Origin of the sequence: Cuneatibacter sp. NSJ-177, from assembly GCF_022867805.1 — a bacterium.
Lineage (GTDB): Bacteria > Bacillota > Clostridia > Lachnospirales > Lachnospiraceae > Pseudolachnospira.
Genome location: NZ_JALIFO010000014.1, coordinates 73,200 through 99,187, shown reverse-complemented (window position 1 = coordinate 99,187; position 25,988 = coordinate 73,200). Strand labels below are relative to the sequence as shown.

20 protein-coding genes are annotated in these 25,988 nt (G+C 54.5%); 18 read left to right on the top strand and 2 right to left on the bottom strand.

Annotation, left to right across the window (positions count from 1 at the left end):
• Window positions 1–61 precede the first annotated feature (61 nt).
• A complete protein-coding gene (locus tag MUB23_RS17245; RefSeq protein WP_244801994.1) occupies window positions 62–1,450 on the bottom strand; it encodes an MATE family efflux transporter in 1,389 nt (462 codons plus the stop codon).
• Between the two features lie 7 nt (window positions 1,451–1,457).
• Window positions 1,458–2,849, bottom strand: coding sequence for a carboxylesterase/lipase family protein (locus tag MUB23_RS17240; protein WP_244801993.1), 1,392 nt, complete (start codon window positions 2,847–2,849; stop codon window positions 1,458–1,460).
• 199 nt (window positions 2,850–3,048) lie between these two features.
• On the opposite strand from MUB23_RS17240, the gene MUB23_RS17235 reads away from it, so the two are divergent.
• The 18 genes from MUB23_RS17235 to pepT all read left to right on the top strand — a co-directional run bounded on the left by MUB23_RS17235 (window position 3,049) and on the right by pepT (window position 25,896).
• A complete protein-coding gene (locus MUB23_RS17235) occupies window positions 3,049–4,587 on the top strand; it encodes a carboxylesterase/lipase family protein (RefSeq protein ID WP_244801992.1) in 1,539 nt (512 codons plus the stop codon).
• 20 nt (window positions 4,588–4,607) lie between these two features.
• On the top strand, window positions 4,608–6,146 hold the full coding sequence (locus MUB23_RS17230) for a carboxylesterase/lipase family protein (protein ID WP_244801991.1): 1,539 nt from the start codon (window positions 4,608–4,610) through the stop codon (window positions 6,144–6,146).
• Between the two features lie 79 nt (window positions 6,147–6,225).
• Window positions 6,226–7,311 carry an alpha/beta hydrolase-fold protein gene (locus MUB23_RS17225; protein ID WP_244801990.1) on the top strand — a complete coding sequence of 362 codons (1,086 nt, stop codon included), beginning with the start codon at window positions 6,226–6,228 and terminating at the stop codon, window positions 7,309–7,311.
• Between the two features lie 81 nt (window positions 7,312–7,392).
• Window positions 7,393–7,632, top strand: a complete 240-nt coding sequence (locus MUB23_RS17220) for a hypothetical protein (protein WP_244801989.1) — start codon at window positions 7,393–7,395, stop codon at window positions 7,630–7,632.
• A gap of 16 nt (window positions 7,633–7,648) precedes the next feature.
• Window positions 7,649–9,358 carry a S8 family peptidase gene (locus MUB23_RS17215; protein ID WP_244801988.1) on the top strand — a complete coding sequence of 570 codons (1,710 nt, stop codon included), beginning with the start codon at window positions 7,649–7,651 and terminating at the stop codon, window positions 9,356–9,358.
• 77 nt (window positions 9,359–9,435) lie between these two features.
• Window positions 9,436–10,170 carry an ABC transporter ATP-binding protein gene (locus tag MUB23_RS17210; protein ID WP_330641926.1) on the top strand — a complete coding sequence of 245 codons (735 nt, stop codon included), beginning with the start codon at window positions 9,436–9,438 and terminating at the stop codon, window positions 10,168–10,170.
• On the top strand, window positions 10,163–11,896 hold the full coding sequence (locus tag MUB23_RS17205) for a putative ABC transporter permease subunit (RefSeq protein WP_244801987.1): 1,734 nt from the start codon (window positions 10,163–10,165) through the stop codon (window positions 11,894–11,896). Before MUB23_RS17210 ends, MUB23_RS17205 begins: the two co-directional genes overlap by 8 nt.
• Window positions 11,897–12,184: 288 nt before the next feature.
• The gene (locus tag MUB23_RS17200) at window positions 12,185–14,194 is read left to right on the top strand and encodes an ATP-binding protein (RefSeq protein ID WP_244801986.1); all 2,010 of its coding nucleotides are present in this window, start codon (window positions 12,185–12,187) and stop codon (window positions 14,192–14,194) included.
• On the top strand, window positions 14,191–15,576 hold the full coding sequence (locus tag MUB23_RS17195) for a sigma-54-dependent transcriptional regulator (protein ID WP_244801985.1): 1,386 nt from the start codon (window positions 14,191–14,193) through the stop codon (window positions 15,574–15,576). The genes MUB23_RS17200 and MUB23_RS17195 overlap by 4 nt, the downstream gene beginning before the upstream one ends.
• 169 nt (window positions 15,577–15,745) lie before the next feature.
• Entirely contained in the window at window positions 15,746–17,302 is a 1,557-nt protein-coding gene (locus MUB23_RS17190) for an ABC transporter substrate-binding protein (protein WP_244801984.1), read from the top strand.
• A 73-nt stretch (window positions 17,303–17,375) separates the two neighbouring features.
• On the top strand, window positions 17,376–18,317 hold the full coding sequence (locus MUB23_RS17185; protein ID WP_244801983.1) for an ABC transporter permease: 942 nt from the start codon (window positions 17,376–17,378) through the stop codon (window positions 18,315–18,317).
• Between the two features lie 5 nt (window positions 18,318–18,322).
• Complete coding sequence (locus MUB23_RS17180; protein WP_244801982.1) at window positions 18,323–19,219, top strand: ABC transporter permease; 897 nt, start codon at window positions 18,323–18,325, stop codon at window positions 19,217–19,219.
• Between the two features lie 4 nt (window positions 19,220–19,223).
• Window positions 19,224–20,249: an ABC transporter ATP-binding protein gene (locus MUB23_RS17175; RefSeq protein WP_244801981.1), complete on the top strand. Its 1,026-nt coding sequence runs from the start codon at window positions 19,224–19,226 to the stop codon at window positions 20,247–20,249.
• Window positions 20,242–21,192, top strand: a complete 951-nt coding sequence (locus MUB23_RS17170) for an ABC transporter ATP-binding protein (protein ID WP_244801980.1) — start codon at window positions 20,242–20,244, stop codon at window positions 21,190–21,192. Before MUB23_RS17175 ends, MUB23_RS17170 begins: the two co-directional genes overlap by 8 nt.
• Window positions 21,193–21,215: 23 nt before the next feature.
• Window positions 21,216–22,496 (top strand): L-cysteine desulfidase family protein, encoded by a 1,281-nt coding sequence (locus tag MUB23_RS17165; RefSeq protein WP_244801979.1) that lies wholly within the window; start codon window positions 21,216–21,218, stop codon window positions 22,494–22,496.
• Between the two features lies 1 nt (window position 22,497).
• Window positions 22,498–23,580 (top strand): M24 family metallopeptidase, encoded by a 1,083-nt coding sequence (locus MUB23_RS17160; protein ID WP_244801978.1) that lies wholly within the window; start codon window positions 22,498–22,500, stop codon window positions 23,578–23,580.
• Between the two features lie 36 nt (window positions 23,581–23,616).
• Window positions 23,617–24,645, top strand: coding sequence for a uroporphyrinogen decarboxylase family protein (locus tag MUB23_RS17155; RefSeq protein ID WP_244801977.1), 1,029 nt, complete (start codon window positions 23,617–23,619; stop codon window positions 24,643–24,645).
• A gap of 3 nt (window positions 24,646–24,648) precedes the next feature.
• On the top strand, window positions 24,649–25,896 hold the full coding sequence (gene pepT, locus MUB23_RS17150) for a peptidase T (protein ID WP_244801976.1): 1,248 nt from the start codon (window positions 24,649–24,651) through the stop codon (window positions 25,894–25,896).
• Window positions 25,897–25,988 lie beyond the last annotated feature (92 nt).

Sequence of the window (25,988 nt, the reverse complement as noted above, 5' to 3'; positions counted from 1 at the left end):
AGAAATGAAAATACAAAACAAAGTAGTCATATAAGGAAAAAGTATAACATCATAGCCACTTTTAATTGACCAGCCGGCCACTTTTTCTCCATCTCCCGCTGAAGTAGTAAACCGTCCCGATAAAAAACGGCACCCACCCGGCAAACGCATTTCCGTACCAGAATCCATACACTCCCATATCGAACACCAGCCCAAGCAGCATGGCTAGCCCGATGCGGGCGATAATGCCGTCCAAGAGGGCAACCGCCAGGTTCAGCTTGGAGTTGCCGGAGCCGTTGATCAGGGAGAACATGGAAGGGCGGATGATGCCTCCGATAAAGGAGACGACCGCAACCGGAACATAGGTAACCGCCATGTCAAGGGCCAGCGTATCGCTGGTAAAGATTCCGAAGACAGCCCTGGGCCAGCAGACGGTGCAGAGGATAAAGATAGCGCCGAAGATCCCGTTGATCACAAAAGATGTCAGGATTACCTTGGTCACACGCCCGTACTTTTTCGCGCCGATACACTGGGCCACCATAGAAGCGCCCGCCGTGGTGAAACCGTGGACAATGGTGTTATTCACCATTTCCAGCTTGTGGCCCATGCCGGATACGGCGGAAGCGATGACGCCGTAGGAGTTGACCCAAGAATTTACATAGACGCGGGAAATGCTGACGGCGGCCGACTGGATGGACATCGGGACACCCAGTGAAATCAACGGTTTCAGCATATCCAGTGAAATCCGGAAGCTTTTTAGTTTAAAATCAAACATAAATTCTTTCCGCTTCCGATAGAGAATCACCAGCGCGCACACAAAGCTGACCGCTTGTCCGATTACGGTGGCGAGAGCCGCGCCGAAGACGCCGAGGTCGAACACAGCGATAAAGAGCAGATCCAAAACCGCATTCAGCACTGACGCGATGGCGATGAACAGGAACGGGTGCCTGGAATCCCCCATGCCCCGCAGGATGGCGCTGACCAGATTATACCCGTAGATAAAAACCAGGCCGGCCATGCAGGTCACTACATAGTCCATGGTGTAATCCCAGGATTCCACGGGAGTTTTCACCCATTGAAGAATCGAATTGCGCAGAAGCAGGCATACGACGGTCATAACCAGCGCGCAGCCGCCGAGGAAGGAGAAGAGCGTACCAATCATCTTGCTGACTTTATCTGGGCGGTTTGCTCCCACGTACTGCGAAATAATAATCTGCGCGGCGTTGGAAAAACCCATGGCCACAAAAGTCAGCACCATCAGCACATCGCCGCCGATGGAGACGGCCGACAACCCCGCGCTCTCCAGATAACGGCCGACCACAATCATGTCCACCATATTGTAAGCGGCCTGCAAGATGCCGGACAATACCAGCGGTAGGGCAAAGATGAGGAGCTGCCTGGGAACGCTTCCCACGGTCAGATCCTTGATCAGGGTTTTCTCTTTGGATGATACGCTGTTCTCTTTTTCCATGATTGGCTCAACCTTCTAATTCTTTTGCTTTTTCAATGATTTCCGTCTGGTTCGCCAGGGAAATCATGCGCCGCTCATCTCCGGCGATTTCCAGTACATTGTACTGGCCTGCTTCATAGGGTTTCCAGGTTTCTCTGCCGGGATAGTTCGGATTTCCGGACTTCATGAAGTTGGCCCAGTAATCCGCCAGCTCATTGGACAGTTCAAAGTCGCGGCCGGAGTAAGGGCGGTAGGAACGGTTTAATGTCTGGAACACATAGTGGTGCTCCACCGAGTGATGGGCGCAGTCCGCGCCGGGCGGAACATAGGTAAAATAGGCGAGATAGCAGGGCTTGCGTCCAAAGCGGGCGTTCACCTCGGCAAAAGCCAGGTTCTGGTAGGTGGTTTCCCGCGGCTCTCCGTTTGTGGAAGTCAGCATGTAATCTAGTTCCGGGTATTTGCCCTGGCGGTACAGATCGGTAACCGGCTCAGGGAAGAGCTCGCCGTCGTCCACCGGGGAGAAACGCATATAGCCGCCGCTTCCCCTCATCGGGGTTTCCTTGTCGTTCAGCTGGATCATTTTGAAGCGGCTGTAGGCATCCAGGACCTCGTCGGAGGAACATTTTCTGGCCTCTGCAATATTGCTCACGCCCAGAACCTTTAAAAACTCAGTGCCTGCTTCCTTGGCATGGTCCAGAGATTCGGACCAGTAGGAATATACGGGGCGGATGCCGCCGCCGGACTGCATGATCGCCTTATGGATCAGACCTTTTGAGGCCGGAAGCGCGCACATATTGTCTACGCTGGAAGCGCCGCCGCTCTGGCCGAAGAGAGTGACATTTTCCGGGTCTCCGCCGAAAGCTGCTATGTTATTCCGAATCCATTTTAAAGCGGCCAGCTGATCTTTGACCCCATAGTTGCCGGGGGTAGAGACGCTTTCTGCCTCCAATTCGGGATGGACCAGGTAGCCGAATACATTCAAACGATAAGCGATGGAAACCATGATGACGCCGCGCTTGCAGAACCCTTCTCCGTCATAACAGTTTAAATAGCTGTAGCCGGTCTGATGGCCACCGCCGTGGATGTAGACGGCCACCGGAAGCTTTTCGCCGGGGTCTTTGGCCGGTGTCCAGATGTTCAGGTAAAGGCAGTCCTCGCTTCTTTTATAATTACCCACGTAAAACTCGGTGGCCACAATGCCGCCGCCTTCGGAGACAAAGGGCTCCTGCATGGCGAGAGGGCCGAACTTATAGCAGGGGCGGACGCCTTCCCAGGGCTCCACCGGCTGCGGATCCTTCCAGCGCAGCTCGCCGACTGGCGGCGCGGCAAAGGGAACGCCGCGGAATACGGAAAACATTTGATTGGCGGCGGGCAGTCCTTCCAATATGCCGCCGTCGACTTTTGCCTGTAATAATGCCATAATGCAATCTCCTTTTCTTTCTGCAAATCTGGTATACTACATAATTATAGAGTTGCCGTTGGTGGATGTAAAAGACAAATTTCCTTGGTGATATAACTGTTTCTTATATAATGACGGTAAATGATATTTGTGAAAATGTTTCTCCTTCTATAAAATGAAGATAGAACAAAATAAAAGAGAAAGAAAGGAATTTTTCATTATGGCACTTTTGAAAGTGAAAATTGATTCTGGTGTGGTGGAAGGTCTGACAGGGTGGAACCAGGCGGTCGGCTTGTTCCGCGGGATTCCTTATGCAAAAGCGCCGGTGGGAGAACTGCGCTGGAAGGCTCCTCAGCCGGTGGAACCCTGGGAAGGGGTATATCAGGCATATAATTTCGGCAATATCAGCTACCAGGAGCGCCGGGCTTCCGAGGGCGGCGGAGATTTGATCGGCAATGAATTTTATTGCGTGGACTGGCCCAGGGATGAAGATTGCCTGTACTTAAACGTATGGACCCCGGCAAACAGCGCCGATGAAAAGCTCCCGGTCGGCGTTTACCTGCACGGCGGAGGCTATGCCCAGGGCTACGGCCACCTGAACTGCTACGACGGCGAGGGATTTGCCAAGAGAGGCATTGTCACCGTGACTCTGAATCACCGCCTGGGAATTTTTGGCTACCTGGCGCACCCGGAGCTAACGGCAGAGGACGAGCATCATACCTCCGGAAATTATGGTGTGCTGGATATTATCGAAGCATTGAAGTGGGTGAAGCGCAACATTGCGGCCTTTGGCGGCGATCCTGAAAAGATCACGGTGTTCGGCCAGTCCGGCGGCGGGGACAAAGTGACCACCATGCTGGTGACTCCTTTGACCGACGGCATCGTAACCGGCGCGATCATGCAGTCCGGCGGCGGCCTGAACCTGGTTCGCGGAGAGACCACGCTCGCCGGTGCGGAACAGTCCGGCGCCGCCCTGATTCAGGGGATGGGTTACGCTTCCATTGAGGAAGCTCGGAAAGCCACCCAGGAGGAGCTGATGGAAGGCGTCCGCAGATACGCAGGCGATGCTCCCATGGCGGCCATGCGGCTTTTTGGCCCTAACGCGGACGGCTATATTTTCCCCAGGCATTGGGGGAGGATGATCCAGGACGGCGAGTTCAAGGATATCCCCACTATGATCGGCTGTACCTCCCAGGAATTTGTCAATGACGTTTTTGTCAACGGCGGCACGATGGAGCTTCCGTCCAGAGAAAAAGCGCTGGCGGACGGCGAGGCGCAGATCGGTGACGGCGAAGCCTTCCTGAAGGCGATCCGCTATGATGAGGACCCGGAGTATGCGGCAGAGATGTATGCGACCTGCGTCGGCATGACCGGTTCCACCTATGCCGGCGACATCGCTTTCTGCGAGAGCCAGGTTGCCAATGGCCACAAGCCTTCTTTCCAATATTACCTGACCCTGGTGCCGCCCTCGGCGAAGACGGCTCACCACAGCGCCGAGCACCAGTACGTATTCCAAACCCTGACCAAGAGCAAGAGGCCCTACGCCGGCCGCGACTGGGATCTGTCCAATCAGCTGGCCGATTACTGGGCCAACTTTATCAAAAACGGCGACCCCAACGGGGAAGGGCTTCCGGAATGGACGCCTTACACCGCCGATTGCAAGCAGGCGATGGATATCGATTATGACCTGCACATGATCGACCAGCAGACCAACGAGCTGATCGACCGGATGGTGGAGAAGGATCTGAAAAAGGAATAAGGCAGGGGAGGAACCCAATCATGAATACTGATTTGCAAGTAAAAACCGAGTCCGGCGTGATCGCCGGCAAGCTTTCCGATGACGGCCAGGTCCGGATGTTTTTCGGCGTGCCCTACGCGAAGCCCCCGGTGGGCGATCTGCGCTGGCGCGCCCCTCAGCCCGCGGAGCCCTGGGACGGAGTCCGGGACGCCCGGTTTCGGGCCAACACCAATATGCACAAGCGCCCGTCCATGAAATCCTTTTATGGAAAAGAATTTGACCAGCAGGAGTATCCCCGCAGCGAAGACTGCCTGTATTTAAACATCTGGGCGCCGAAGGATGCCTCGAAAAAGAACTGTCCGATCGCCCTGTATTTCCACGGCGGCGATTCCCACGCCAATAAGGCGATATTTGACGGCGAGGGCTTTGTGAAAAACGGCGTGATTTTGATCACGGTGGGCTTTCGCTGCGGCGCCTTTGCCGGGCTGTGCCACCCGGAGCTTTCCAGAGAGTTTGAGGAGGAAAACGGACACTACACTTCCGGCAACTACGGCCTGTTGGATCAGGTGGCGGCTGTCAAGTGGGCCCGCCGGAACGCCGAAGCGTTTGGCGGGGATCCGGGGCGGGTTTCCGTATTCGGCCAGTCTGCGGGCGGCACGGCGGTACAGCGCCTGATTTCCACACCCCTCTTAAAAGGAGAACTGTTCGGCGCTGTGATGCAGAGCGCCGGAGGAATGGATCCCCGTTATATGATGGTGGAGTCCACCTTGGAGGACAGCGAAAAATATGGAGAGAAGCTCCTGGAAAAACTGGGTGTTTCCAGCATTGAGGAGGCACGCAAGGTTCCCGCCGAGACGATCCTCGCTGCCTTTGCAGCAGGGCCGGATGAAAATATGGCGTATTTCTCTCCGAAACCGGACGGCTACAGTTTGCTGTACAGTCCGGATGAGACCGGATACCGCGGCGCTTGGCTGACGGATGTCCATGTGATGATGGGCACTACCAAACATGAGGGCTTTGCCTACAGCTATGGAACGGTGACGGAGGAAACGCTTCGCGACTATCTGAAGAGAAGTTACCGGGAAGACTGGGAAGGCTATTGGAATGCGGCCCAGGTCAACGGAGACGCGGCGGCGGAGAAGATTCGCCGTCAGGACAGCGGAGACGTCAAAATGGCAACCTGTTATTCCTTTGTGCAGCGTCAGAACGAGCTGGGGCGCCCGGCGCCCTATGTCTATCTCTTTACCAAGGAAGCCCCTGGGCCGGAGGGTGCCGGCGCGTTCCACAGCGGCGAACACGCCTATGTATTCCAGAGTATGGACAAGGTTGCGTGGCGGCCCTACAACGAGGGCGACCGCGTGCTCTCCCAGGTGATGAGCCGGTATTGGGCGAATTTCTTTCACACCGGGGACCCGAATGGAGAGGGCTTGCCTGTGTGGGAGAAGACGGAAGATATGAAAAACGATCCCTGGGTGATGGAGCTTGGCTGCCGGCTCGGCATGGTTCGTCCTCCGGAAACCAAGGTTTCCCGTTTTGTGAAGGATTTTGTGCTGGATTTTTACCCCAAACGGCAGGGATAAGCAGCCCTGGCAAGAAAAGACGGATTGGGAATTTCATTTCTATGGGAAAACGATAGTTGAGCAAAGAAGGGATTTATCTATGACACATGAAGGCTATTATTTTAATCCGGTTATCGCCGGTTTTCTCCCGGACACGGCGGCGGCCTGTCTGGATCACTATCAGGTGGAACTGCTTTGGCCGGTGGAGCAGTCGGGGGGAGAATATTATCTGTCTGCCCAGGATACGGAGCGTTTCTTGACGATGCTGCCGCAGCAAAAGGCAATGGATGCTCTGCCCGGCGGGACGGACGCGGAGCGCTGCTCCATCCAGGCCGTCTTCGGCGCACTGGGATGCCGCATGGAAATGACCGGGGACGTCTTGCAGGTATTGCTTTCTCAGGAGGGAGAATTCCTCCCGGCGGAGCAGGTGAAACAAGGGATTTTACAGAAAAAGGGGGCGCAGGGAGATTATTTCGGCACGTATTGGCATACCCCCATGGAGCGCTATGCTCCGTACCGGGTATACCTGCCGGCTTCCTACCGGCCGGAGGGAAAAAACCGGCTGCTGATGTGCCTTCACGGCGGGGGCGGAAGCCCGGATACGCCGTTTCACAATTCGCAGGATCAGGTGAAAGACTATGCAGAGCGGGACGGCTACATCCTGATCGCTCCCGACGGATCCACCAATAATTCCACCTATGGCTGCGCCGTCCCTCCCAATGGGATGCTGGGAGCCCGGTCCGACGCCAAAGATCCGGCCAACCCGGAAAATCTGAGCGAGGAGGAACTTCGTTCGGTACAGATGGGGGAGCTGGGGCTGGATCAGGTGCTGGCCCTGGCGCGCCGCGATTACGCGGTGGATGAGGCGAATCTTTATCTGATGGGAAATTCCATGGGAGGTATGGGAACCTTGTATTATGCTTCCCGCCATCCAGGGCTGTTCCGAAAGATCTCTCCCCAGGGGGCCATACCGGATATGCAGTTTTTTGACTGTTCCGGACTGAGACAGCAGCCGACTTTCTTTGTCGGAGGCGATATGGATTCCCATGGCGTCCAGTATCTGCGGGAGGGATGCCGCGTCTTAAAAGAACATGACGTTCCGGTGATTTACCGGGAAGTTTCCGGAGGAACCCACAGCTTGGCCTGGGTGGATGTGCTGGATGAGATCTTTGAATTTTTCAAATAATGTTTCTCTCCGGTATTTTCTGTCATAGGACAAAAGTCCTGCCCGATATATTAGTGGTAAGAATTTAATCGGAGGCGGCGTGTGGATCGGGAAATGCTGATGCTGTGCCTGTTGTTTTCCACTGCGGGGGATGCAGCGGAAGAATGCCGCAGGAATGCGTTGAAGCAAATGCTGTCCTTGGAGCTGAGAGAGGAGCTGCTGCGGCGGATGGAAGAGCAGGCTCTTTTGTTGGTGGAGGAACAGTGCCGAAGGTCGCGGCAGGAGCTTCGGCGCCTGTCGGAGGAGCAGATTCGTCTGCTCCTCGGCGCGCCGCCAAAGTGACAAGGAGCAGGAGCAGATGACAGAGCAGGAGCAGATTTGCCGGGAACAGATTTTGTCGGAAGATTATTTGGATTTTATCGTCGAAAATAACATTCTATCTCCCCAGGTTTTCGCCGATTATGGGGATCACTGTACGGAAATCGTGAATAATGTCTACGGAGTGGCTCATCTGGAACGCGGACGGGCCCCTTTTTACAATGTGGGGATTTACGGGTATCAGACAATTCCCAGCCTGTTTTCCCTGGCGGACACAACGAGTATGGAAGTCTCCGGAATTTTGAGAGCCCAAAACCGCCCGATCCCCGATCTGCGAGGGGATGGGGTTCTGATTGGGATTATTGATACCGGGATTGATTACTCTCACCCTATCTTTCGCATGGGAAGCGGGGAGAGCCGAATTTTGGGAATCTGGGACCAGACCGATCAGAGCGGGGAACCGCCGGCGGGGATTTTGTACGGGACGGAATTCCGAAGGGTTCAGATCAATGAGGCTCTGCGCCTGCCGGATCCCAGGGTGGTGGTCCCCACCGTCGATGAGAGTGGGCATGGAACATTCCTTGCCGGGATTGCGGCGGGAGGGGAAATGCCGGACGGCAGTTTTATTGGGGCCGCGCCGAATGCGGAGCTGGCAGTGGTAAAACTGAAACCGGCCAAGCAGAACCTGAGAGAATTTTTTTACACGCCGCCTGAGGCCGAGGTCTATCAGGAAACCGATATTATGATGGGCGTGCGCTATCTATTGAATTTACAGGAAGAGTTTCGGATTCCGATGGTGATTTTGGTCGGACTGCAGACCAACCGGGGAGGCCATGACGGATTCACCCCGCTGGAGGAGCTTTTGAGCCGTCCGGTGGACTTAAAAGGTCTGGTTCCTGTCGTGGCAACGGGGAATGACGGGAACCGGGGACATCATTTCTTTGGTTCGGTCCGGTCGGAGGAAACCTATCAGGATGTGGAAATCCGGGTACCGTCCGGTGTGGAAGGCTTCTGGCTGGATCTTTGGGCTCAGTCCCCGGAACTTTATTCTGTGGGATTCGTCTCTCCGGGAGGAGAGGAGATTCCCCGCATTCCCCCTCGGACCGGGAGCAGCGAAAATTTAGGGTTCGTGTTGGAGGAGACCACGGTTTCGGTCAATTACCGGATTGTGACGGCCCGTTCCGGAAGCCAGTTGATCTCCATGGGGTTTCGGAGGCCGACTCCGGGAATCTGGATCGTGCGCATCTACAGTACTTATGCGGTCAGCGGCCAATTTCATATGTGGCTTCCGGTGGAGGGGCAAACCAAAACCGGCATCCAATTTTTAGAGCCAAACCCCAATATCACCCTGACGATCCCCTCCACTTCCAGCGAGGCCATGGCGGTCAGCGCTTACAATCACAAATCGGACAGTATTTATATTCATTCCGGGCGGGGATTCACCCGGTTCGGCGCGATCAAACCGGATCTTGCTGCGCCCGGCGTGTCCGTCTACGGTCCGGCGCCCGGCGGGCGGTTTACAACCATGACCGGAACCAGTGTCGCGGCGGCCCATGTGGCCGGGGCAGCCGCCGATATTTTGAGCTGGGGGATTTACCGGGGCAATGATCCGACAATGGACAGCAATACGGTCCGGGCCTATCTGATTCGGGGCGCCCGCAGAAAAAACGTCTACACTTATCCTAACCGGGAATGGGGATTCGGGGCGCTGGATTTATATGGTGTTTTTGAATTGCTAAAATTAACTTGACAAATGCCCTCTGCTGTACTATTGTATTATCAAACTAGAACAAAAGAATCCGAGGGGGATTCGGTGAGGAGGGCAACATGTCGATGATTCGGCTTGCGCATATTTCAAAAACCTATGCGGGGACTCACAAGGCCGTGGATAATCTGGACTGGGAGATTGAGGAGGGAACGATCACCGGTTTTATCGGGCCCAACGGTGCGGGGAAAACCACTACGCTGAAGATGATTACCGGGATTCTGGAACCGGATGAAGACGGTTCCATCGAAATCAATGGGATTGACATCGGAAAAAATCCGGTGGAAGCAAAAAGGCAGTTCGGCTTTGTCTCCGACAGCCCGGATAACTTCCTCCGCCTGAAAGGGATAGAATATTTGAATTTTATGGCGGATCTGTACGATGTGCCGACCAAGGAGCGGAAGGAGCGGATTGCGTCTTTTGCCTCCCGGTTTGAGATGGAGAACGCGCTGAAGGACAGGATTCTCAGCTACTCCCACGGTATGCGCCAGAAAATCATGGTGATGGGGGCCCTGCTCCACAATCCTTCGGTCTGGATTTTGGATGAACCGTTGACTGGCTTGGATCCCAAGTCGGCCTTTGCGCTGAAAGAAATGATGAAAGAGCACGCAGCCGCCGGAAAGAGCGTTTTATTTTCCACTCACGTTTTGGAGGTGGCGGAGAAGCTGTGCGACCGGATCGCTGTGATTAACAAGGGGAAAATCGTGTACCGCGGCACGCTGGACGACCTGAGAAAACAATTCCGGGAAGGAGAATCTCTGGAAGAAATCTTCCTGAGCATGACGAAAGATGCGTAAGTACAGAAAGCTGACCTGGATCTTGCTGAAATGCGGCATGGGAAATGCAATGTCCACGGGCAGCACGGGAAAGAAAAAGAAATCTCGAAAGCTTTCCGGCGCAGCGCTCTGGCTTTTGATGCTGGTCTGCCTGCTTCCTTTGGCATATATGATGTTCCAGGCGGGACAGAGCGGATATGAGATGCTGGCTCCGCTGGGGCAGGAAGGCCTGCTCTTGGAGATGGCCTGCTTTACGGGCGGAATGGCGACTCTGATTTTAGGGCTGCCTTATATTCTCAGCGTGTTTTATATGTCCGGGGATGTGCAGACACTCCTGCCGCTGCCCCTAAAGCCGGTTCAGATCGTAGGAGCGAAGTTTACGGTTGTCTGGGTATACGAGACCGCGACCACCGCATTCCTGCTTCTTCCGCTGCTGATCGGGTATGGAACTGCGGCCGGGGCGGGTATTTCCTTCTGGATTGCCAGCCTGGCCGGCTTATTGCTGCTTCCGGTGGTTCCCATGGCCTATGCGGCGCTGATTTCCATGATCTTCATGCGGATCGGCAAGGGAGCGAAAAATAAGAGCCTGCTGACGACCCTGGGGACGGTTTTCATTCTGATTATATCCATGTGCGTCGGCATGTTCAGCAGCCAGCTGGAGAACATGGATCAGGAAGGGCTCGTGAATCTGCTGACGGCGGGAAAGAATTCCCTGGTCGGATTCCTCAGCAAGCTGTTCCCAAATCTTCGGTTCCTGGTGAAGGCGATGACCGGGGAGGGCCTGGCGCACCTGCCTCTTTTCTTTGCCGTTACGGCGGTGATTTTGGTTGTGTTTTTGTTCGTCGCAGGCAAACTATATTTCGGCGGCGTTCTCAGCATGAGCGAGACGACCTCCAAACGCCAGAAAATCACGGCGTCCGAGAGCGAAAAGCTGGTGAGGCGCCGCAGTGCGATGTCCACGTATGTGAAAAAGGAACTCCATCTCCTGTTCCGGACGCCGATCTATCTTTTGAACTGTGTTTTAATCCTGTTGATCTGGCCGGCGCTGTTCTTGGTCCCGGTTGTCATCAGTATGTTTGCCCAGTTTGATTCGGTTTCGGAAGGCTTTGCGGCGATGAAGGGAATGCTGGGAGCGCTTTCGTCCGCAGGTGCGGATCCCCAGGCCGCGGCTGTGGCCGCGCTGGTGGTGGTGGCCGGCTCCTATGGCATCACCCTGTTTGTCGGCAGCATGAATCTCGTCTGCGCCACGGCGATCTCGCGGGAAGGAAGCGGCTTTATCGCAATGAAGTATCTCCCCATGTCCTACCGGGATCAGGTGAAAGCAAAGCTGCTCTCCGGCTTGCTGCCGGGCTTTGTGGGGACCACCGGCTATCTGCTGATTTTGCTGGCAATCGGCGTGTATTGGGGCGTTCCCCTCTGGGCGGCTGCCCTGGGAATTTTGATCAGCCTGGTGGTGAACTTTGGAATGAACTGTTTCCAGCTCTGGAGGGATGTCTGCCGCCCGAAATTGGTCTGGGCCAATGAACAGCAGGCGGTCAAGCAGAATTTCAACAGTATGCTGAGTATGCTGGTGCTTTGGGTGCTCGGCGGATTGATCGGAGTGCTGTTTGGCTGGCTGTACTGGAAATTCGAGGTTCCGATCGGCGCCCTGGCCGGTATTTTCACCGCAGCGCTGGCGGCGCTGGACGTTCTGATCTATCGGATCTTGCTGCGCTCTGCAGACCGCAGGATTGCAGAATATGAATAAAAACGCATAGACTTTACTGAAACGTCAGACAAAGTATAAGCGGCTCTGGGTTCATTTTATGCCCTAGAGTCGCTTTTTGTATACAGAAAAATCCGTTATGGCTCCTCTCGCTTGGTTGGAGGAGACCCGGTACAATCACGCCCGAACGATGTAATTTCCCTGCCGCTATCTCTAATTTTTCATGAAAACAGAGCCAGAGGAATTCAGCAACAAAAATATCCAGTAAAAAAGTGGTGGAAAAATAAGCATCTTTCCATTAAAATAAAGAATAAAAGAGGAGAAGATGCGATGAAAAATGGAAAAACAATAATTCTATTGAGTATTATGTTCCTTCTCATCGGGACCTGCACGCCTGTATGCGGACAAAGACCTATGTTTCTCGTTGCATTTTATGAAGAAGCACCCTACCAATTTGTCGGTGAAAACGGTGTTGCCGCCGGACTTTTGATTGATTTGTTTGACCAGGTGGCCGAACGCGCCGGGTACCGGGCGGAGTATCATCGCTATGCGACCTTAAATGCCTGCGTGGAAGCGTTGGAGCAGGGGGAGGCTGACCTGGTGCTGGGGATGCCGTCCTCCAGCGGTCATCAAATGCCTGAGACGGCGGAGCTGTATGCGTCCAAGCTGGTGATCGCGGCCTCGTCCTCCTTTGCAGAGTCCGGCAGGACGAACCGGGGATACCGGGTCGGCTATAATTACCAAACAACCGAGGACACGATTATATACAGTTTGATTGCAGACCGCTATATCGTTTCCGACCGTGTCTCCAGCCTGATGGAGTATCTGAGGGAGGGACAGATCGATGCAGCAATTTTGGACAAAGCAGTGTTGGACTATGCGCAGGAAAATTCCGGTCAGACCATGGATTTTGTGGTGACGAACCAGCACCTGGATACGGTTCAGTACACCATTGCCTGCCGGCCAAAGGACAATTCCTTGCTTCGGACTTTGAACACCGCCATTCTGGATCTGCGCATCGGCGGAGACTATCCGGAAACCATCTCTCGATGGATTGCGGAGGAAAGGGAGCGAGACTGGCTGACTGTGCTGAAATGGGTATCCGCGGCTACGGCTATCCTGATCGGCGGCTTTCTGATCTACTCTGTGATCGGATACCGCGTCCGAAGACTTTTGCAGGAACAAATACTGGAAAAAACCCAGGAGTTGACGGATACGAATAGCCAGCTAAAACGTCAGATGGAACAGCTCCAATTTGAAGGAAAGTTGAGAAGCCGGCTGATTGAAAATGCAAAGAACGGGATGATCATGATCGATGGCAGCAGCAGGATCCTGCTGATGAATTACAGTGCAAAGCGAATGGCTGGATTTCCCCCCGTGGGGGAGAACTGTACGGTTGATATGCTCCCCTGCTTCCGGGAGGTGCTGGCGCAGGTGCAGGATGATCTTTCTGAGCCAGGTTTCCGAGTGGACAACAAACAGGTAGCTGTGCAGGCCGCGGATGGGCTGTGCAGCTACTACCGGCTGAATATCCACCAGATTGTGGAGTCCGGGCAGGTCAGCGGCGCACTGATCACTCTGGAAAATATCACCCGTGAGCAGCGAATGATGCAGGAGAGCCTGGAGGCAGAGAAGAACCGTGTGCTGAACCAAATTATTGCCGGCATCGCCCATGAGATCAAAAACCCGCTGATGGCGATACACACCTACGCCAGCCTGATCCACCAGAAACACGGGGATGCCAACTTTCTGCATTCTTTTGGCGAGTTTGTCCCCAAGGAGGCGGATCGGATCAATCATCTGATTGAGTCGCTGGTGAGCTATGCACGGCCGATTAAAGGAATCAGGACTGAGATTGACCTGTGCGCGCTGGTGCGGGAATGCACCTACCTTTCCCAGGTTGCCCAAAGGAAGATACAGGTCTCTGTGAATCTTCAAGCCGCATCGATCTATGCGAATCCGGATCAGATCAAACAGGTACTGATCAATCTGATGCTCAACGGGATTGAATCTATGGAGGAAAAAGCGGTAAAACAGCCGGATCAAAAGGAATCGCTGCGCCTGACCGTGTCGGTGGAGCGGCGGGGAGATATTGTGTTTATACAGGTGGAGGATACCGGCATGGGGATGACAGAGACCATGAGACAGCGCTGTACGGAGCTCTTTTACACGACAAAGGAACGAGGGTCAGGGCTTGGATTGGCTCTGTCGGAGCAATTTATCCTGGAGAACGGCGGCCAGATGGAAATCAGCAGCACAAGAGGGGAATATACCCGGATTACCATTCGGTTTCCCGCTGCCGGTGGACAGGAGAGGAGGAAGGAGAGAGAGGATGTATGAAGCCTAAAATTTTAATTGTGGATGACGAGCCAAGTATCTGTCAGGCTCTGACTTTTGCCTTGGAGGATTCGTATCAGGTCTGTATCGCCGGGGATGCAGAACAGGGAAAAGAGGCGGTACAGCAGTGCAGGCCGGATCTGGTTCTGCTGGATCTGCAGATCGGCAAGGTCAGCGGGATCGATGTTCTCAAATGGATCCGAGAGAGGGATGAGACCATACCGGTGATTATGATGACTGCCTACGGGTCCATTCGTTCTTCTGTGGAGGCGATGCGGTGCGGCGCATTCACTTATTTGACCAAGCCTCTGGATATCGAGGAGCTGCAGATCTATATGGAAAACGCGCTGGCTGTACGCAGTCTCAGCCATCAGGTGATCCGCCTGAACCATGAGATTGATAATATGCGCAGCAGCCAATACGGCGGCATTATCGGCGCCTCGATGGAGATGCAGAACGTTTTCGAGTTGATTCGGAAGGTAAAGGATCTGGACACTTCGGTCACCATTGTGGGGGAGAGCGGAACTGGCAAAGAGCTGGTGGCGCGGGCCATTCATGACATGGGCAGGAGGAAAAGTCAGCCGTTCGTGGCGATCAACTGCGCCGCTATCCCTGAAGGATTGCTGGAAGGAGAACTATTCGGCCACAAGCGGGGAGCTTTTACCGGAGCGGTGGCGGATCAACGAGGGAAACTGGAGGCGGCCCAGGGCGGAATCTTATTTTTGGACGAGATCGGCGATATGTCTTTGAACCTGCAGAGCAAACTTCTGCGCGTGCTTCAGGAGCGGGAATACACTCCTTTAGGCAGCAATGAAGTTCGGAAACTGGATATCTGTGTGGTGGCGGCCACCAATCGTGACCTGACTGCCATGATCCGCGAGGGGGACTTCCGCGCCGATTTGTACTATCGGTTGAATGTGGTGGAGATTAACCTGCCGCCGCTTAGGGACAGAAAGCAGGATATCCCTCTGTTGAGCGATTATTTTATTCAACGCTATAACAAGGAGAAGGGATTACATATTCAAGGAATGGATGAGCAGGCCAGGCATTTACTTTTGGCCTACGATTATCCTGGAAACGTCCGGGAACTGGCCAATGTGTTGGAGTATGCGGCGATCATGTGTGATCAGAACTTCATCTCAGAGAAAGACTTGCCGCCCCGGCTACGTCAGAATGTAGACGAGCTGCCGGCAGGAGAGGGAACGGCGGAGAAGCTTTTGACCTCTCTGACGTTGGCGGAACTGGAGAAAGAGGCTATTTTAGCCTGCTATGATGCCTTTGGCGGGAAGCAGAAGCTGATCGCAAGCCATCTGGGCATCAGCGAAAGAGGATTGCGGAATAAATTGAATGAATATCGAATCGGCGTCAAGGGAGGCGGAGTCTAAGGAGAAGCCCTGACGGAAAGCGGCATTTTTTTCTGAAACCGGAAAAAAATGCCGCTTTTTTTATAATAAAAGGATGAAAAACCACGAAAACAGGGAAAAATAACTTGGCATCATATTTGCTTTTATAAGAGGTATGGAGGATCCTCAAAAAAAGAAAAGGAGAAACAAGATGAAAAAAGGAATTGCGATGTTACTTTGCCTGTTGATGATCACAGGATCTCTTACGGCCTGCAGCTCTTCGGAACCGAAGGAGACGACCCAGGCTGCCACAGTTGGAGCAGAGACCACAGGAACGGCGGAGACAGGCGGCGCCTATAAGGATACACTTATCGTCGGCATGTCCGCGGCTCCCCAGACCGCGGACGCACAGGCCGCTACCAATGTGCCGGGGAAAATCATCACGAAGATGATCCATATGTCCCTGATTTTCCTGAATACGGAAACCGGCGAGTTGCAGCCCGGAGTGGCCGAGTCCTGGGAGCAGACCGGAGAGGCGACCTATGTCTTCCATTTGCGCCAAGGCATGAAGTTCCACAACGGAGAAGATGTGAAGGCCAGCGACGTGCTGTACACCTTTGCCCGCGGTGCTGATAACGCAGGTACGAAGTCTGTACTGGGCCAGATTTCTGAGTTGAAGGCATTGGACGAGTATACCGTGGAGTTGAGCCTGAAGGAAGTGGATGTGGATTATCCGACCAAAATTGTGGACCCACTTTATTCCATTCTCTCTGAAAAAGCTTGTACAGAGGATCCGGAAAACGGCGGAACCATCGGCTGCGGCCCTTATGTTCTGGACGATTTTGTTTTGAATGACTATGTCACCATGCATAAATTTGAGGAGTACTGGGATGCAGAAAATCTGAAAACCAACCAATTCCGGTTCCGCTATATTCCGGAGAATTCTGCCCGCTTGATTGCTCTTCAGAATAAAGAGATCGACGTGTGTATGAATCCTGCCACCGTCGAGGTCTCCTACATCGCCGATGATCCCTCGTTGGTGCTGAATCAGATGAACAGTTCCCGTGTGTTCTATCTTTCCTTTAATACAGGCAGCGAGATCGGCCAGAATCAGGCGCTTCGCCAGGCGGTCGCCTGTGCAGTCAACAAAGAAGATATCATCACTGTGGCTGCCGAGGGGGCGGGCGCCCCGGCCAAGACCTTATGGTCTCAAGGACTTTTGGGATTCTATGACGGTTTCGAAGGGTTCAGTTATGACCTGGAGAAAGCAAAAGCTCTCATGGCTGAAGCCGGATACGCAGACGGCCTGACTATGGAGATCGCCTGTGACAGCGCCAATATTTCCGCCGTCGAGGTAATCCAAAGCCAGCTAAGGGAAATCGGAATCGAGCTGACGATCAACGAGATGGATTCCGCAGGGCTGACCAGCTATATCGGGCAGAAATCCACCACCCTGCTTTATAATGCCCGCAGCTACGGCGCCACCGTAGAGGGGCCGCGCAAGGTGTTTGTGACAGGCCTGGCCTCCAACGATGCTTTCTACTCCAATCCCCGTGTGGATGAGCTGTTCGCTGCCGGCGGCCTGATCACCGATGTGGCGGAGAGAGAGGCCATGTATAAGGAGGTCCAGGAGATCCTGGCCGAGGAAGTTCCCTATATTCCTCTGTACTATGGTGTAACTTACTGGGGCAATGTGCAGGGCTTTGACGGCATGATGACCCAATCGGGCGGCATCTTCTTCTATGCTTATTCCTATGTAACCGAGTGACCCCCTCTGAAAAGATGTGGAATCGGACTGCTCAGCCCGTCAGGGCTGCGCGGTCCGGGACAAAGGAGGACATATGTATCGATATACACTAAAGCGATTGTTGATGATCATTCCTGTTATCATCGGCGTGTCGCTTATCATTTTCGTCGCCATGGACCTGGCTCCGGGAAACGCTGTGGATTACCTGGCTCCGGAAGATGCAACGGAAGAGGACCTTAAGCTGCTGGAACAGCAGCTGGGTCTGGATCAGCCTCTCTTGATCCGTTATGTGAAGTATATGGGCGGGCTGGTGCAGGGAGACCTGGGTGTCTCCTATATCTCCAATCAGGATGTGATGGGGACCTATATGGATCGTCTCCCCAACACGATCGCCCTGGCCGCTGCCTCTATTGTGGTGGCTGTGGGACTGTCCATTCCTCTCGGAATCATATCGGCGGTACATAATGGATCGATCCGGGATAATCTGGCTATGGTTTTCGCATTGCTGGGGCTGTCGATGCCGAATTTCTGGGTGGGACTTTTGCTGATTATTTATCTGTCCAATGGGCTTGGATGGTTTCCTTCCGGCGGCTTTAACGATGGACTCCTCAGCCTGGTCTTGCCGGCCATTACCGCGGGAACGGGCTTTATGGCCGTAATCACTCGGACCACCCGGTCCTCCATGCTGGATGTGCTGAATCAGGACTATCTGAGGACCGCCCGGGCCAAAGGAGTCAATGAGAAGACTGTGGTGAAAAAACATGCTTTGAAGAATGCGCTGATCCCGATCATTACCATCAGCGGAACCCAGCTGGGAGCCCTGCTGGGCGGATCGGTTCTGACGGAAACCGTTTTTTCGTGGCCCGGCGTAGGGCGCCTGATCATTGACTCCGTCAATTCCAGGGACACGCCCATGGTTACCGGCAGCATTATCATGACGACGATTATCATTAGCCTCCTTCTGCTGGCCGTCGACTTGCTGTACGCGGTGGTGGATCCCAGGCTGAGGTCCCGGTACGGAGCGAAAGGAAGGTGAGTGGGATGAAGACTGTCGTTGCCACGGAGAAAGTGAGAAAAAAACGGACCCGGTTCGGAGAGGTGATGCACCGTCTGAGCAAGAATAAAGGCGCTATGGCGGGACTGGCGATTATCGCAATTCTGGTATTGATCGCCGTGTTTGCCGATGTATTGTTCGACTATGAAAACCAGGTGATTGCCATGAATATTTCCGACCGCCTCCAGGGGCCAAGCTGGGAGCACCCTTTTGGAACCGACGAAAAAGGGCGGGATATGTTTATCCGCATCCTGTATGGATCCCGCTATTCCCTGGCCATCGGTGCGGTGGCTGTGTTGATTGCGCTGGCCGCTGGTATGGTGCTGGGGGCTGTCGCAGGCTACTACGGCGGAGCCATCGAGGAAATCATCATGCGTGTGACCGATATTTTCGCGTCGGTTCCCTATATGCTCATGGCCATTGTGGTGATCTCGGTTCTGGGGAGCAGCACGCTTAACCTGATGATTGCGGTGGGCGTCACCAGCATACCGGCTTTTGTCCGGATCACCCGCGCCTCCGTGCTGACGGTGCGGAACCAGGAATATTTGGAGGCAGCCAAAGCAATCGGGCGCACCAATAAGGCGATTATTCTTTTCCATATACTGCCGAACTGCCTGTCGCCTATCATTGTGCAGGTAACACTGCGCATTGCGTCGGCCATCATCTCGGCATCGGGGCTGAGTTTCCTGGGGCTGGGCGTTCCCAAGCCGTCGCCGGAATGGGGGAGCCTGCTGTCTGCCGGCCGTGGTTTTATCCGGGATTCCGGATATCTGACCCTGTTCCCTGGACTTGTGATCATGATCACTGTCATGGCTTTTAACCTGCTGGGGGATGGGCTTCGTGACGCGCTGGATCCGAAGTTAAAGGAACGAAAAGGGGGATGATTGGATGAGCAGACAGGAAATGAGCAAGCCGGAGCCGTTGGTTTTGGACGTACAGGATTTGGTAGTGCATTTTGAGCTGGAGGAGGAAACGGTTTACGCCGTAAACGGAGTTAATTTGCAGCTGAAAAAGGGAGAAGCCATCGGGCTGGTAGGGGAGACGGGAGCCGGCAAAACGACTACGGCCCTGGCTGTTCTCCGGCTGGTCCCGTCTCCTCCCGGCGTTGTCAAATCTGGTTCCATCCATGTGAATGAATACGATATGATGAAGGTTTCTGTGCAGCAGTTGGAGAAGATCCGCGGGCAAGAGGTATCGATGATTTTCCAGGATCCCATGACCTCCTTAAACCCTGTGTTTACGGTGGGAGAGCAGATTGCCGAAAGTATTCTGATCCACGAGGATGTGAACCGGGAACAGGCCATGGAGAAAGCAAAGAAAATGCTGGAGCTGGTGGGAATCCCCAGCAGCCGGGCCGGCGAGTATCCCCACCAGTTCAGCGGAGGTATGAGGCAGCGGGTAGTGATTGCCATCGCGCTGGCCTGTAATCCGAAACTTTTGATCGCTGATGAACCTACGACCGCTTTGGATGTGACCATACAGGCGCAGGTGCTGGAACTGATGCAGCAGCTGCGGGAGAGGTGCGGAACGGCGTTGATCATGATCACCCATGACCTGGGAATCGTGGCGGAGAGTTGTGACAAGGTGGCTGTCATGTATGGCGGTAAGATCGTGGAATGCGGAACGTTGGAGGAGGTGTTTCACCATACAAAGCATCCGTATACCGAAGGGTTATTCAATTCCCTGCCAAATATCCGCGATCGGAAGAGCGATTTGAAACCGATCCAGGGGCAGATGCCGGATCCCAGTATCTTGTCCAAGGGCTGTTCTTTTGCGCCGCGCTGCCCTTATGCGGCTAAGAAATGTGAGCAGACGCCCGTCTCAGAACATCATTTCAGTGAGACGCATCAGGTGCTGTGCAGCGCCTATGATGAAGCGGGGTTCCACATTGTGAGGAGGGAAGGAAATGGCTGACAATATTTTGGAGGTCCGGAATCTAAAAAAATATTTTCGGACCCAGAGTGGGATGCTCCATGCAGTAGACGACCTGTCCTTTACCATAGAGCGGGGAAAAACCCTGGGTATCGTGGGGGAGTCCGGATGCGGAAAATCCACCACAGGCCGATGTATTCTGCGGCTGATTGAGCCTACTTCCGGCGAAGTCATTTTTGACGGCGTAGACATCAACAAGCTGTCGAACCGCGAGATGAGAAAAAAGCGGAAGGACATGCAGATCATTTTCCAGGATCCCTTTTCCTCCCTGAATCCGCGGAAAAGCGTCAGTCAGACCATTGCCGAGCCGATCATCGCCAACGGATTGATCCGGGAGAGGGATCAGGTGGACCGTCGGGTCAAAGAGCTGATGGACGTGGTGGGACTGGCGGAACGTTTGATCAACGCCTATCCCCACGAGCTGGACGGCGGCCGCCGTCAGAGAATTGGCATTGCCAGGGCCCTGGCAATGGATCCCAAGTTTATCGTCTGTGACGAGCCGGTTTCCGCCTTGGATGTCTCCATCCAGGCGCAGATCCTGAATTTGTTGAAACAGCTCCAGCGCGACTTGGGACTGACCTATATTTTCATCACTCATGATCTTTCTGTAGTTAATTATTTCTCTGATGACATCGCGGTGATGTACCTGGGAGAGATGGTGGAAAAGGCTCCGGCAAAAGAGCTGTTTGAAAATCCGCTGCACCCTTACACCAAGGCGCTGCTCTCGGCGATTCCGATTCCGGATCTCAGGGAAAAACGCCCCCGCATTCTGCTGAAAGGGGAGATAACTTCCCCCATCAACCCGCCGGATCAATGCCGTTTTTATAAGCGCTGCCTGGAAACCTGCGCCGGCTGCGAGGGCTGTGCTCCAAAGCTGCGCGAGGTAAATTCCGGCCACTTTGTGGCTTGCCATCGGGCAAAGTGAATTTTAACAAAGGAGCAATCAATATGCTTACAGCCAATGTTTATGACAGTTATATCCGAATTTTAGAGGAGGAGCTCCAGGCAGCAACCGGCTGCACCGAGCCCATCGCCATTGCCTACTGCGCGGCAAAGCTCCGCGCTGTGCTAAAAAACGCGCCGGAGAGAGTAGTGGCTGAGGTTTCCGGAAACATCCTGAAAAATGTGAAAAGCGTTATCGTGCCCAACACCGGCGGACGCAGAGGTATCCCGGCTGCCGTTGCCGCCGGGATAGTGGCTGGGGATGCCGACAGGATCCTGCAGGTGATCTCGGAAATTCCTGAGGAAAAAAAGCCGGAGATCGCGGTTTATGAACAGAACACTCCAATAGAAGTTCGCTGCTCCGACACGCCGCGTCTTCTGGATATCCGCCTGACCGGCTGGTTCGGAACAGATCAGGCGGTGGTACATATTGCCAACAACCACAGCAACATCGTATACATCGAGTACAACGGCTGCGTCTTAGCGGAGAAGCCGCTGCAGGATTCCCCGGAGGACAGTCTGGAAGATAAAAGTCTCCTGAATGTGAAAGACATTTTAGAATTTGCCGCGACCGTGGATCTGGACCGTGTATCAGTATTGCTGGAACGTCAAATTGCCTTCAATTCGGCGATCGCTGGAGAAGGCCTGAAAGGCGACTGGGGCGCCGGGATTGGAAGGATCCTGCTGGAGGAGAGAGGAACTGATATCCAGAATGAGGCCAAGGCTTATGCCGCGGCCGGGTCCGATGCCAGGATGAGCGGCTGTGAGATGCCCGTGGTCATCGTCAGCGGATCGGGCAATCAGGGGATCACTGCTTCCCTGCCGGTAATTCGCTACTCCCTGCATCTAAAGGCCGGGAAGGAGAAATTGTACCGAGCCCTGCTGATCTCCAACTTGATTACGATCCACCAAAAAACAGGGATCGGACGCCTGTCGGCCTATTGCGGTGCTGTCAGCGCCGGCGTCGGCTCCGGAGCGGCCATCGCTTATCTCAAGGGTGGAGACTACAAAGCGATTGCCCACACGGTGGTCAATGCAGTGGCAATTCTGTCCGGAACGATCTGCGACGGCGCAAAGCCTTCCTGTGCGGCAAAGATCGCCTCTGCGGTGGACGCCGGTATTCTAGGATATCAAATGTACTGCCATCATAAGCAGTTCCTGGACGGAGACGGCATTGTGAAAAAAGGTGTGGAGAACACCATCGCCAATGTCGGCACACTGGCGCGGGAGGGGATGAAGCAGACGGACCGGACCATCCTCGACATTATGACAGGAGGAGCAAGCTGACATGAAGACGGTACTCAACTGCGAACGGCTGAACCGGGTGCTGGCGCAGATGGAGCGGATGGGTCTCTCACAAATGATCCTTTCTTCCCCCTACACCATTGATTATCTGACCGGGGTATGGATTAAGCCTTTTGAGCGGATGTATGTTTTGTACCTTCGGACCGGTGAGATTCCCGTGCTGTTTTACGGGAGCGTAAACGGGAGCATCACTGTTCAGGGAGCGGAGACGGTTTCATGCGGCCCGATGGACCGTCCGGTCCGGATGCTGGCGGACCGGCTTTCGCCGGGAACGGTGGGGGTCGACCGGGAATGGTCCGCCCGTTTTCTGCTTCCGCTGATGGAATATCGCCCGGATGTGCGGCTGGTTCAGGGGGCGGAGGCTGTCGAGCTGGTCCGTATGGTGAAAGATCCGGAGGAGCAGGAGCGGATGCGTCAGGCATCCCGGATGGACGACGGTGTGTTTGAGCGCGCCTTCCAATCGATCACAGGGGAGGAGACAGAACTTCAGCTGTCCAACCGGATGGGACACTTTTTCGAGGAGGCCATTGGAACCCATATGGGTGTGTCCATGGTTGCCTTTGGAGCAAACGCAGCCAATCCGCACCATGCTCCGGGGCATGAGAAGCCGGCGCGCGGCGGTTGTATTCTCATCGATTCAGGCAAAGCGCTGAATAAATATATGAGTGACATGACCCGCACGGTCTTTTTCCAGGAGGTAAGTCAAAGGCACAGAGAACTGTATCAGATCGTGCGGGAAGCCAATCAGGCCGGGATTGAGACAATCCGTCCGGGGATCGACGCGGTCGAAGTGGACCGGGCGGCCCGAAAGGTGATTGAGGAGGCGGGTTATGGTCCCTTCTTCGTTCATCGCGTGGGCCATGGCATCGGCAGGGAGGGGCACGAGTACCCATCCATCGGCGGCTTCGCGGGCGTTACTTTGGAGCCGGGAATGTGTTTTACCGTGGAGCCTGGGATTTATCTTTCCGGAGAGGTAGGAATCCGGATCGAGGATGTAGTCTTGGTGACAAAGACCGGTGTGGAGGTCCTGAACCATTATAGGAAGGACCTGCAGGTAATTGGATAGAAAGAGAAATAAGAGCAAGAAGGAAAGGGAGAACAAATGAGTTGGACGAAACAAGACCGTATAAAAGCAGTTCTGTCCGGGGAGGCGGCGGACCGCCCTCCGGTTACGGCGTACAGACACTTTCCCGGCATGGAATATGAGCCGAAAAAGATTGCACAGGCGATGGTACAATTCCAGGAGGAGTACGATTGGGACTGGATGAAAATCAATTCCAGTGCGGTATACTACTATGAGCCCTGGGGCAACCGGTACGACTATGAAAATTACAATGCCAGCCATGTTCCTACTAAGCTGGACTGTGCGATTCACTCTCCGGCGGACATGGAAAAAATTGAGGAACTTCCGGGCGATACGGATTCCTTTGGCCGTCAGCTGGAAGCACTCCGGCTGATACGAGGACAGGTAGGTCCGGAGCTTCCATTATTCCAGTCGGTGTACGCCCCCATTGCTGTGCTTTTGAATCTGTGCGGCGACAGAAGTCCGGGGCGTTACCGTGAGTCGCCCAGGCAGGAGTGTGTGCTGCTGGACTACTTTCAGGAGCACAAAGAGGCGACCCATCGGGCACTGGAAAACATCGCCCGGACGCTGGCAAGCTATACGGAGCTTTGCGTGAAGTCCGGAGCGGACGGCATTTTCTTTGCCGAGATGGGATTGGCTAGGGAAGGCTATTTGACCTTGGAGGAGTGGAAGGAATTCACCGTCCCTTACGACAAAATGGTGCTGGAGGCCGCCGGAGAAAAACCGGCCATCCTTCATACCTGCGGGATCTATGGGAATCCGGAGCGTTTTACAGATTACCCGATTCAAGGGCTTCACTGGGCGGAGAGCGCGCCCGGCAACCCTCCGATCACCGGCTCCGAGACATGGCTTGGCGGCATAGCCGCCATGGGCGGTGTAGATGAGCGGCTCTTCGGTACCGGGGCGGCGGATCGGATTGCCGCGATGGCCGGACGTTCTGTGGCAGAAAACAGGCACCGTCCCTTCCTGCTGGCCCCGGAATGTACCGTGGACGCCGCCTCTCTATCGGAGGAGCTGAAAGCTCTGAGGGCGGCTGCGGAGGGCTGAATCATGAAGACAGCGGCCCAAAGATTTTTGGATTACATATCCTATGATACGGGGTCCGATATCACCTCCGAGACCTTTCCCTCCACCGCAAAACAGAAAGTATTTGCAGCCCATCTGGTGCAGGAAATGAAGGAACTGGGAATAGCGGATGCCCACATGGATGAGTACGGCTACGTTTACGGATCTGTCCCGTCCAACTGCGAAAGAAAACTGCCGGTCATCGGGCTGATATCCCATATGGACACGGTCAGCGATCCTCCCAGTGCAGGCATACGCCCCCGAATCATCCGGGATTATGACGGAGGGGATGTGGTGTTGAATCAGGAAAAGGAAATCGTGCTGAGGACAGCGGATTATCCCAGTCTTTCCACCTATCAGGGCCAGGATCTGATCGTGGGGGACGGAACCACAATTCTGGGAGGGGACGACAAGGCGGGCATCGCCGCGATTTTAACCGGTGTGGAGCAGGTGTTGGCAGACGGCGCACCTCATGGGGCCTTTTGTATTGCTTTTACGCCGGATGAGGAGATTAGCCGCGGGACGAAGTATTTTGACGTGGAAAAATTTGGGGCGGACTTTGCTTTTACCCTGGACGGGGGTAAGCTGGGAGACTATCAGTATGAAAGTTTTAATGGAGCCCAGGCAGAGGTGGTCATCCGCGGCCGAATGTGTCATCTGGGGCGAGGGAAGAGCCGCGGACTCCGGAACTCCATCCGGATCGCCATGGAATTCCAGTCCATGCTCCCTGTGTTCGAGGATCCGGCCAATACCGAGAAGCATGAAGGTTACTACCATCTGGACCGCTTTGACGGGCGGGTGTCCTTAACGAGGCTGCTGTACCGGATCAATGATCACAGCCGGGAAAAATTTGAGCAAAAAAAGGCTTTGCTCCGGGAAATCGCCGGATTTTTGAATCAGAAATATGGGGATCCGGTGGTTCAGGTCAGCTGTGAGGATATATGCTACAATATGTACGACCGGCTGAAGGACAAGGGTTATATTCTGGATCGGGTCCGGCGGGCGCTGCACTCGATTGGAGTAATGCCCAACGAGCGGCCGGTGAGGGGATCCACCGACGGGGCCAAGCTGTCCTATATGGGGCTGCCTTGTCCAAACCTGTGTATGGGAAGCGAGAACGCCCACAGCATCTATGAGTTTTCCTCCGTCCAGGCGCTGGCGGGCGTCAGCCGCATGGTCTGTGCCCTGCTTACCGACCTGACGCCGCCGGAGGAGCAGGAGAAGCAAATGTAAATGGGAGGGGATCCGCGGCGAAGCCGAGGAAAAAAGACAAAAGAAACCATAGCATACCGGGAAGCATCTGGTATGCTATGGTTTCCTTGATA

What these genes read in the sequence shown, in the direction of transcription:
- MUB23_RS17245 (WP_244801994.1), bottom strand. Translation starts at nt 1,450, where the DNA reads ATGGAAAAAGAGAACAGCGTATCATCCAAAGAGAAAACCCTGATCAAG.
- MUB23_RS17240 (WP_244801993.1), bottom strand. Translation starts at nt 2,849, where the DNA reads ATGGCATTATTACAGGCAAAAGTCGACGGCGGCATATTGGAAGGACTG.
- MUB23_RS17235 (WP_244801992.1), top strand. Translation starts at nt 3,049, where the DNA reads ATGGCACTTTTGAAAGTGAAAATTGATTCTGGTGTGGTGGAAGGTCTG.
- MUB23_RS17230 (WP_244801991.1), top strand. Translation starts at nt 4,608, where the DNA reads ATGAATACTGATTTGCAAGTAAAAACCGAGTCCGGCGTGATCGCCGGC.
- MUB23_RS17225 (WP_244801990.1), top strand. Translation starts at nt 6,226, where the DNA reads ATGACACATGAAGGCTATTATTTTAATCCGGTTATCGCCGGTTTTCTC.
- MUB23_RS17215 (WP_244801988.1), top strand. Translation starts at nt 7,649, where the DNA reads ATGACAGAGCAGGAGCAGATTTGCCGGGAACAGATTTTGTCGGAAGAT.
- MUB23_RS17210 (WP_330641926.1), top strand. Translation starts at nt 9,436, where the DNA reads ATGTCGATGATTCGGCTTGCGCATATTTCAAAAACCTATGCGGGGACT.
- MUB23_RS17205 (WP_244801987.1), top strand. Translation starts at nt 10,163, where the DNA reads ATGCGTAAGTACAGAAAGCTGACCTGGATCTTGCTGAAATGCGGCATG.
- MUB23_RS17200 (WP_244801986.1), top strand. Translation starts at nt 12,185, where the DNA reads ATGAAAAATGGAAAAACAATAATTCTATTGAGTATTATGTTCCTTCTC.
- MUB23_RS17195 (WP_244801985.1), top strand. Translation starts at nt 14,191, where the DNA reads ATGAAGCCTAAAATTTTAATTGTGGATGACGAGCCAAGTATCTGTCAG.
- MUB23_RS17190 (WP_244801984.1), top strand. Translation starts at nt 15,746, where the DNA reads ATGAAAAAAGGAATTGCGATGTTACTTTGCCTGTTGATGATCACAGGA.
- MUB23_RS17185 (WP_244801983.1), top strand. Translation starts at nt 17,376, where the DNA reads ATGTATCGATATACACTAAAGCGATTGTTGATGATCATTCCTGTTATC.
- MUB23_RS17180 (WP_244801982.1), top strand. Translation starts at nt 18,323, where the DNA reads ATGAAGACTGTCGTTGCCACGGAGAAAGTGAGAAAAAAACGGACCCGG.
- MUB23_RS17175 (WP_244801981.1), top strand. Translation starts at nt 19,224, where the DNA reads ATGAGCAGACAGGAAATGAGCAAGCCGGAGCCGTTGGTTTTGGACGTA.
- MUB23_RS17170 (WP_244801980.1), top strand. Translation starts at nt 20,242, where the DNA reads ATGGCTGACAATATTTTGGAGGTCCGGAATCTAAAAAAATATTTTCGG.
- MUB23_RS17165 (WP_244801979.1), top strand. Translation starts at nt 21,216, where the DNA reads ATGCTTACAGCCAATGTTTATGACAGTTATATCCGAATTTTAGAGGAG.
- MUB23_RS17160 (WP_244801978.1), top strand. Translation starts at nt 22,498, where the DNA reads ATGAAGACGGTACTCAACTGCGAACGGCTGAACCGGGTGCTGGCGCAG.
- MUB23_RS17155 (WP_244801977.1), top strand. Translation starts at nt 23,617, where the DNA reads ATGAGTTGGACGAAACAAGACCGTATAAAAGCAGTTCTGTCCGGGGAG.
- pepT (WP_244801976.1), top strand. Translation starts at nt 24,649, where the DNA reads ATGAAGACAGCGGCCCAAAGATTTTTGGATTACATATCCTATGATACG.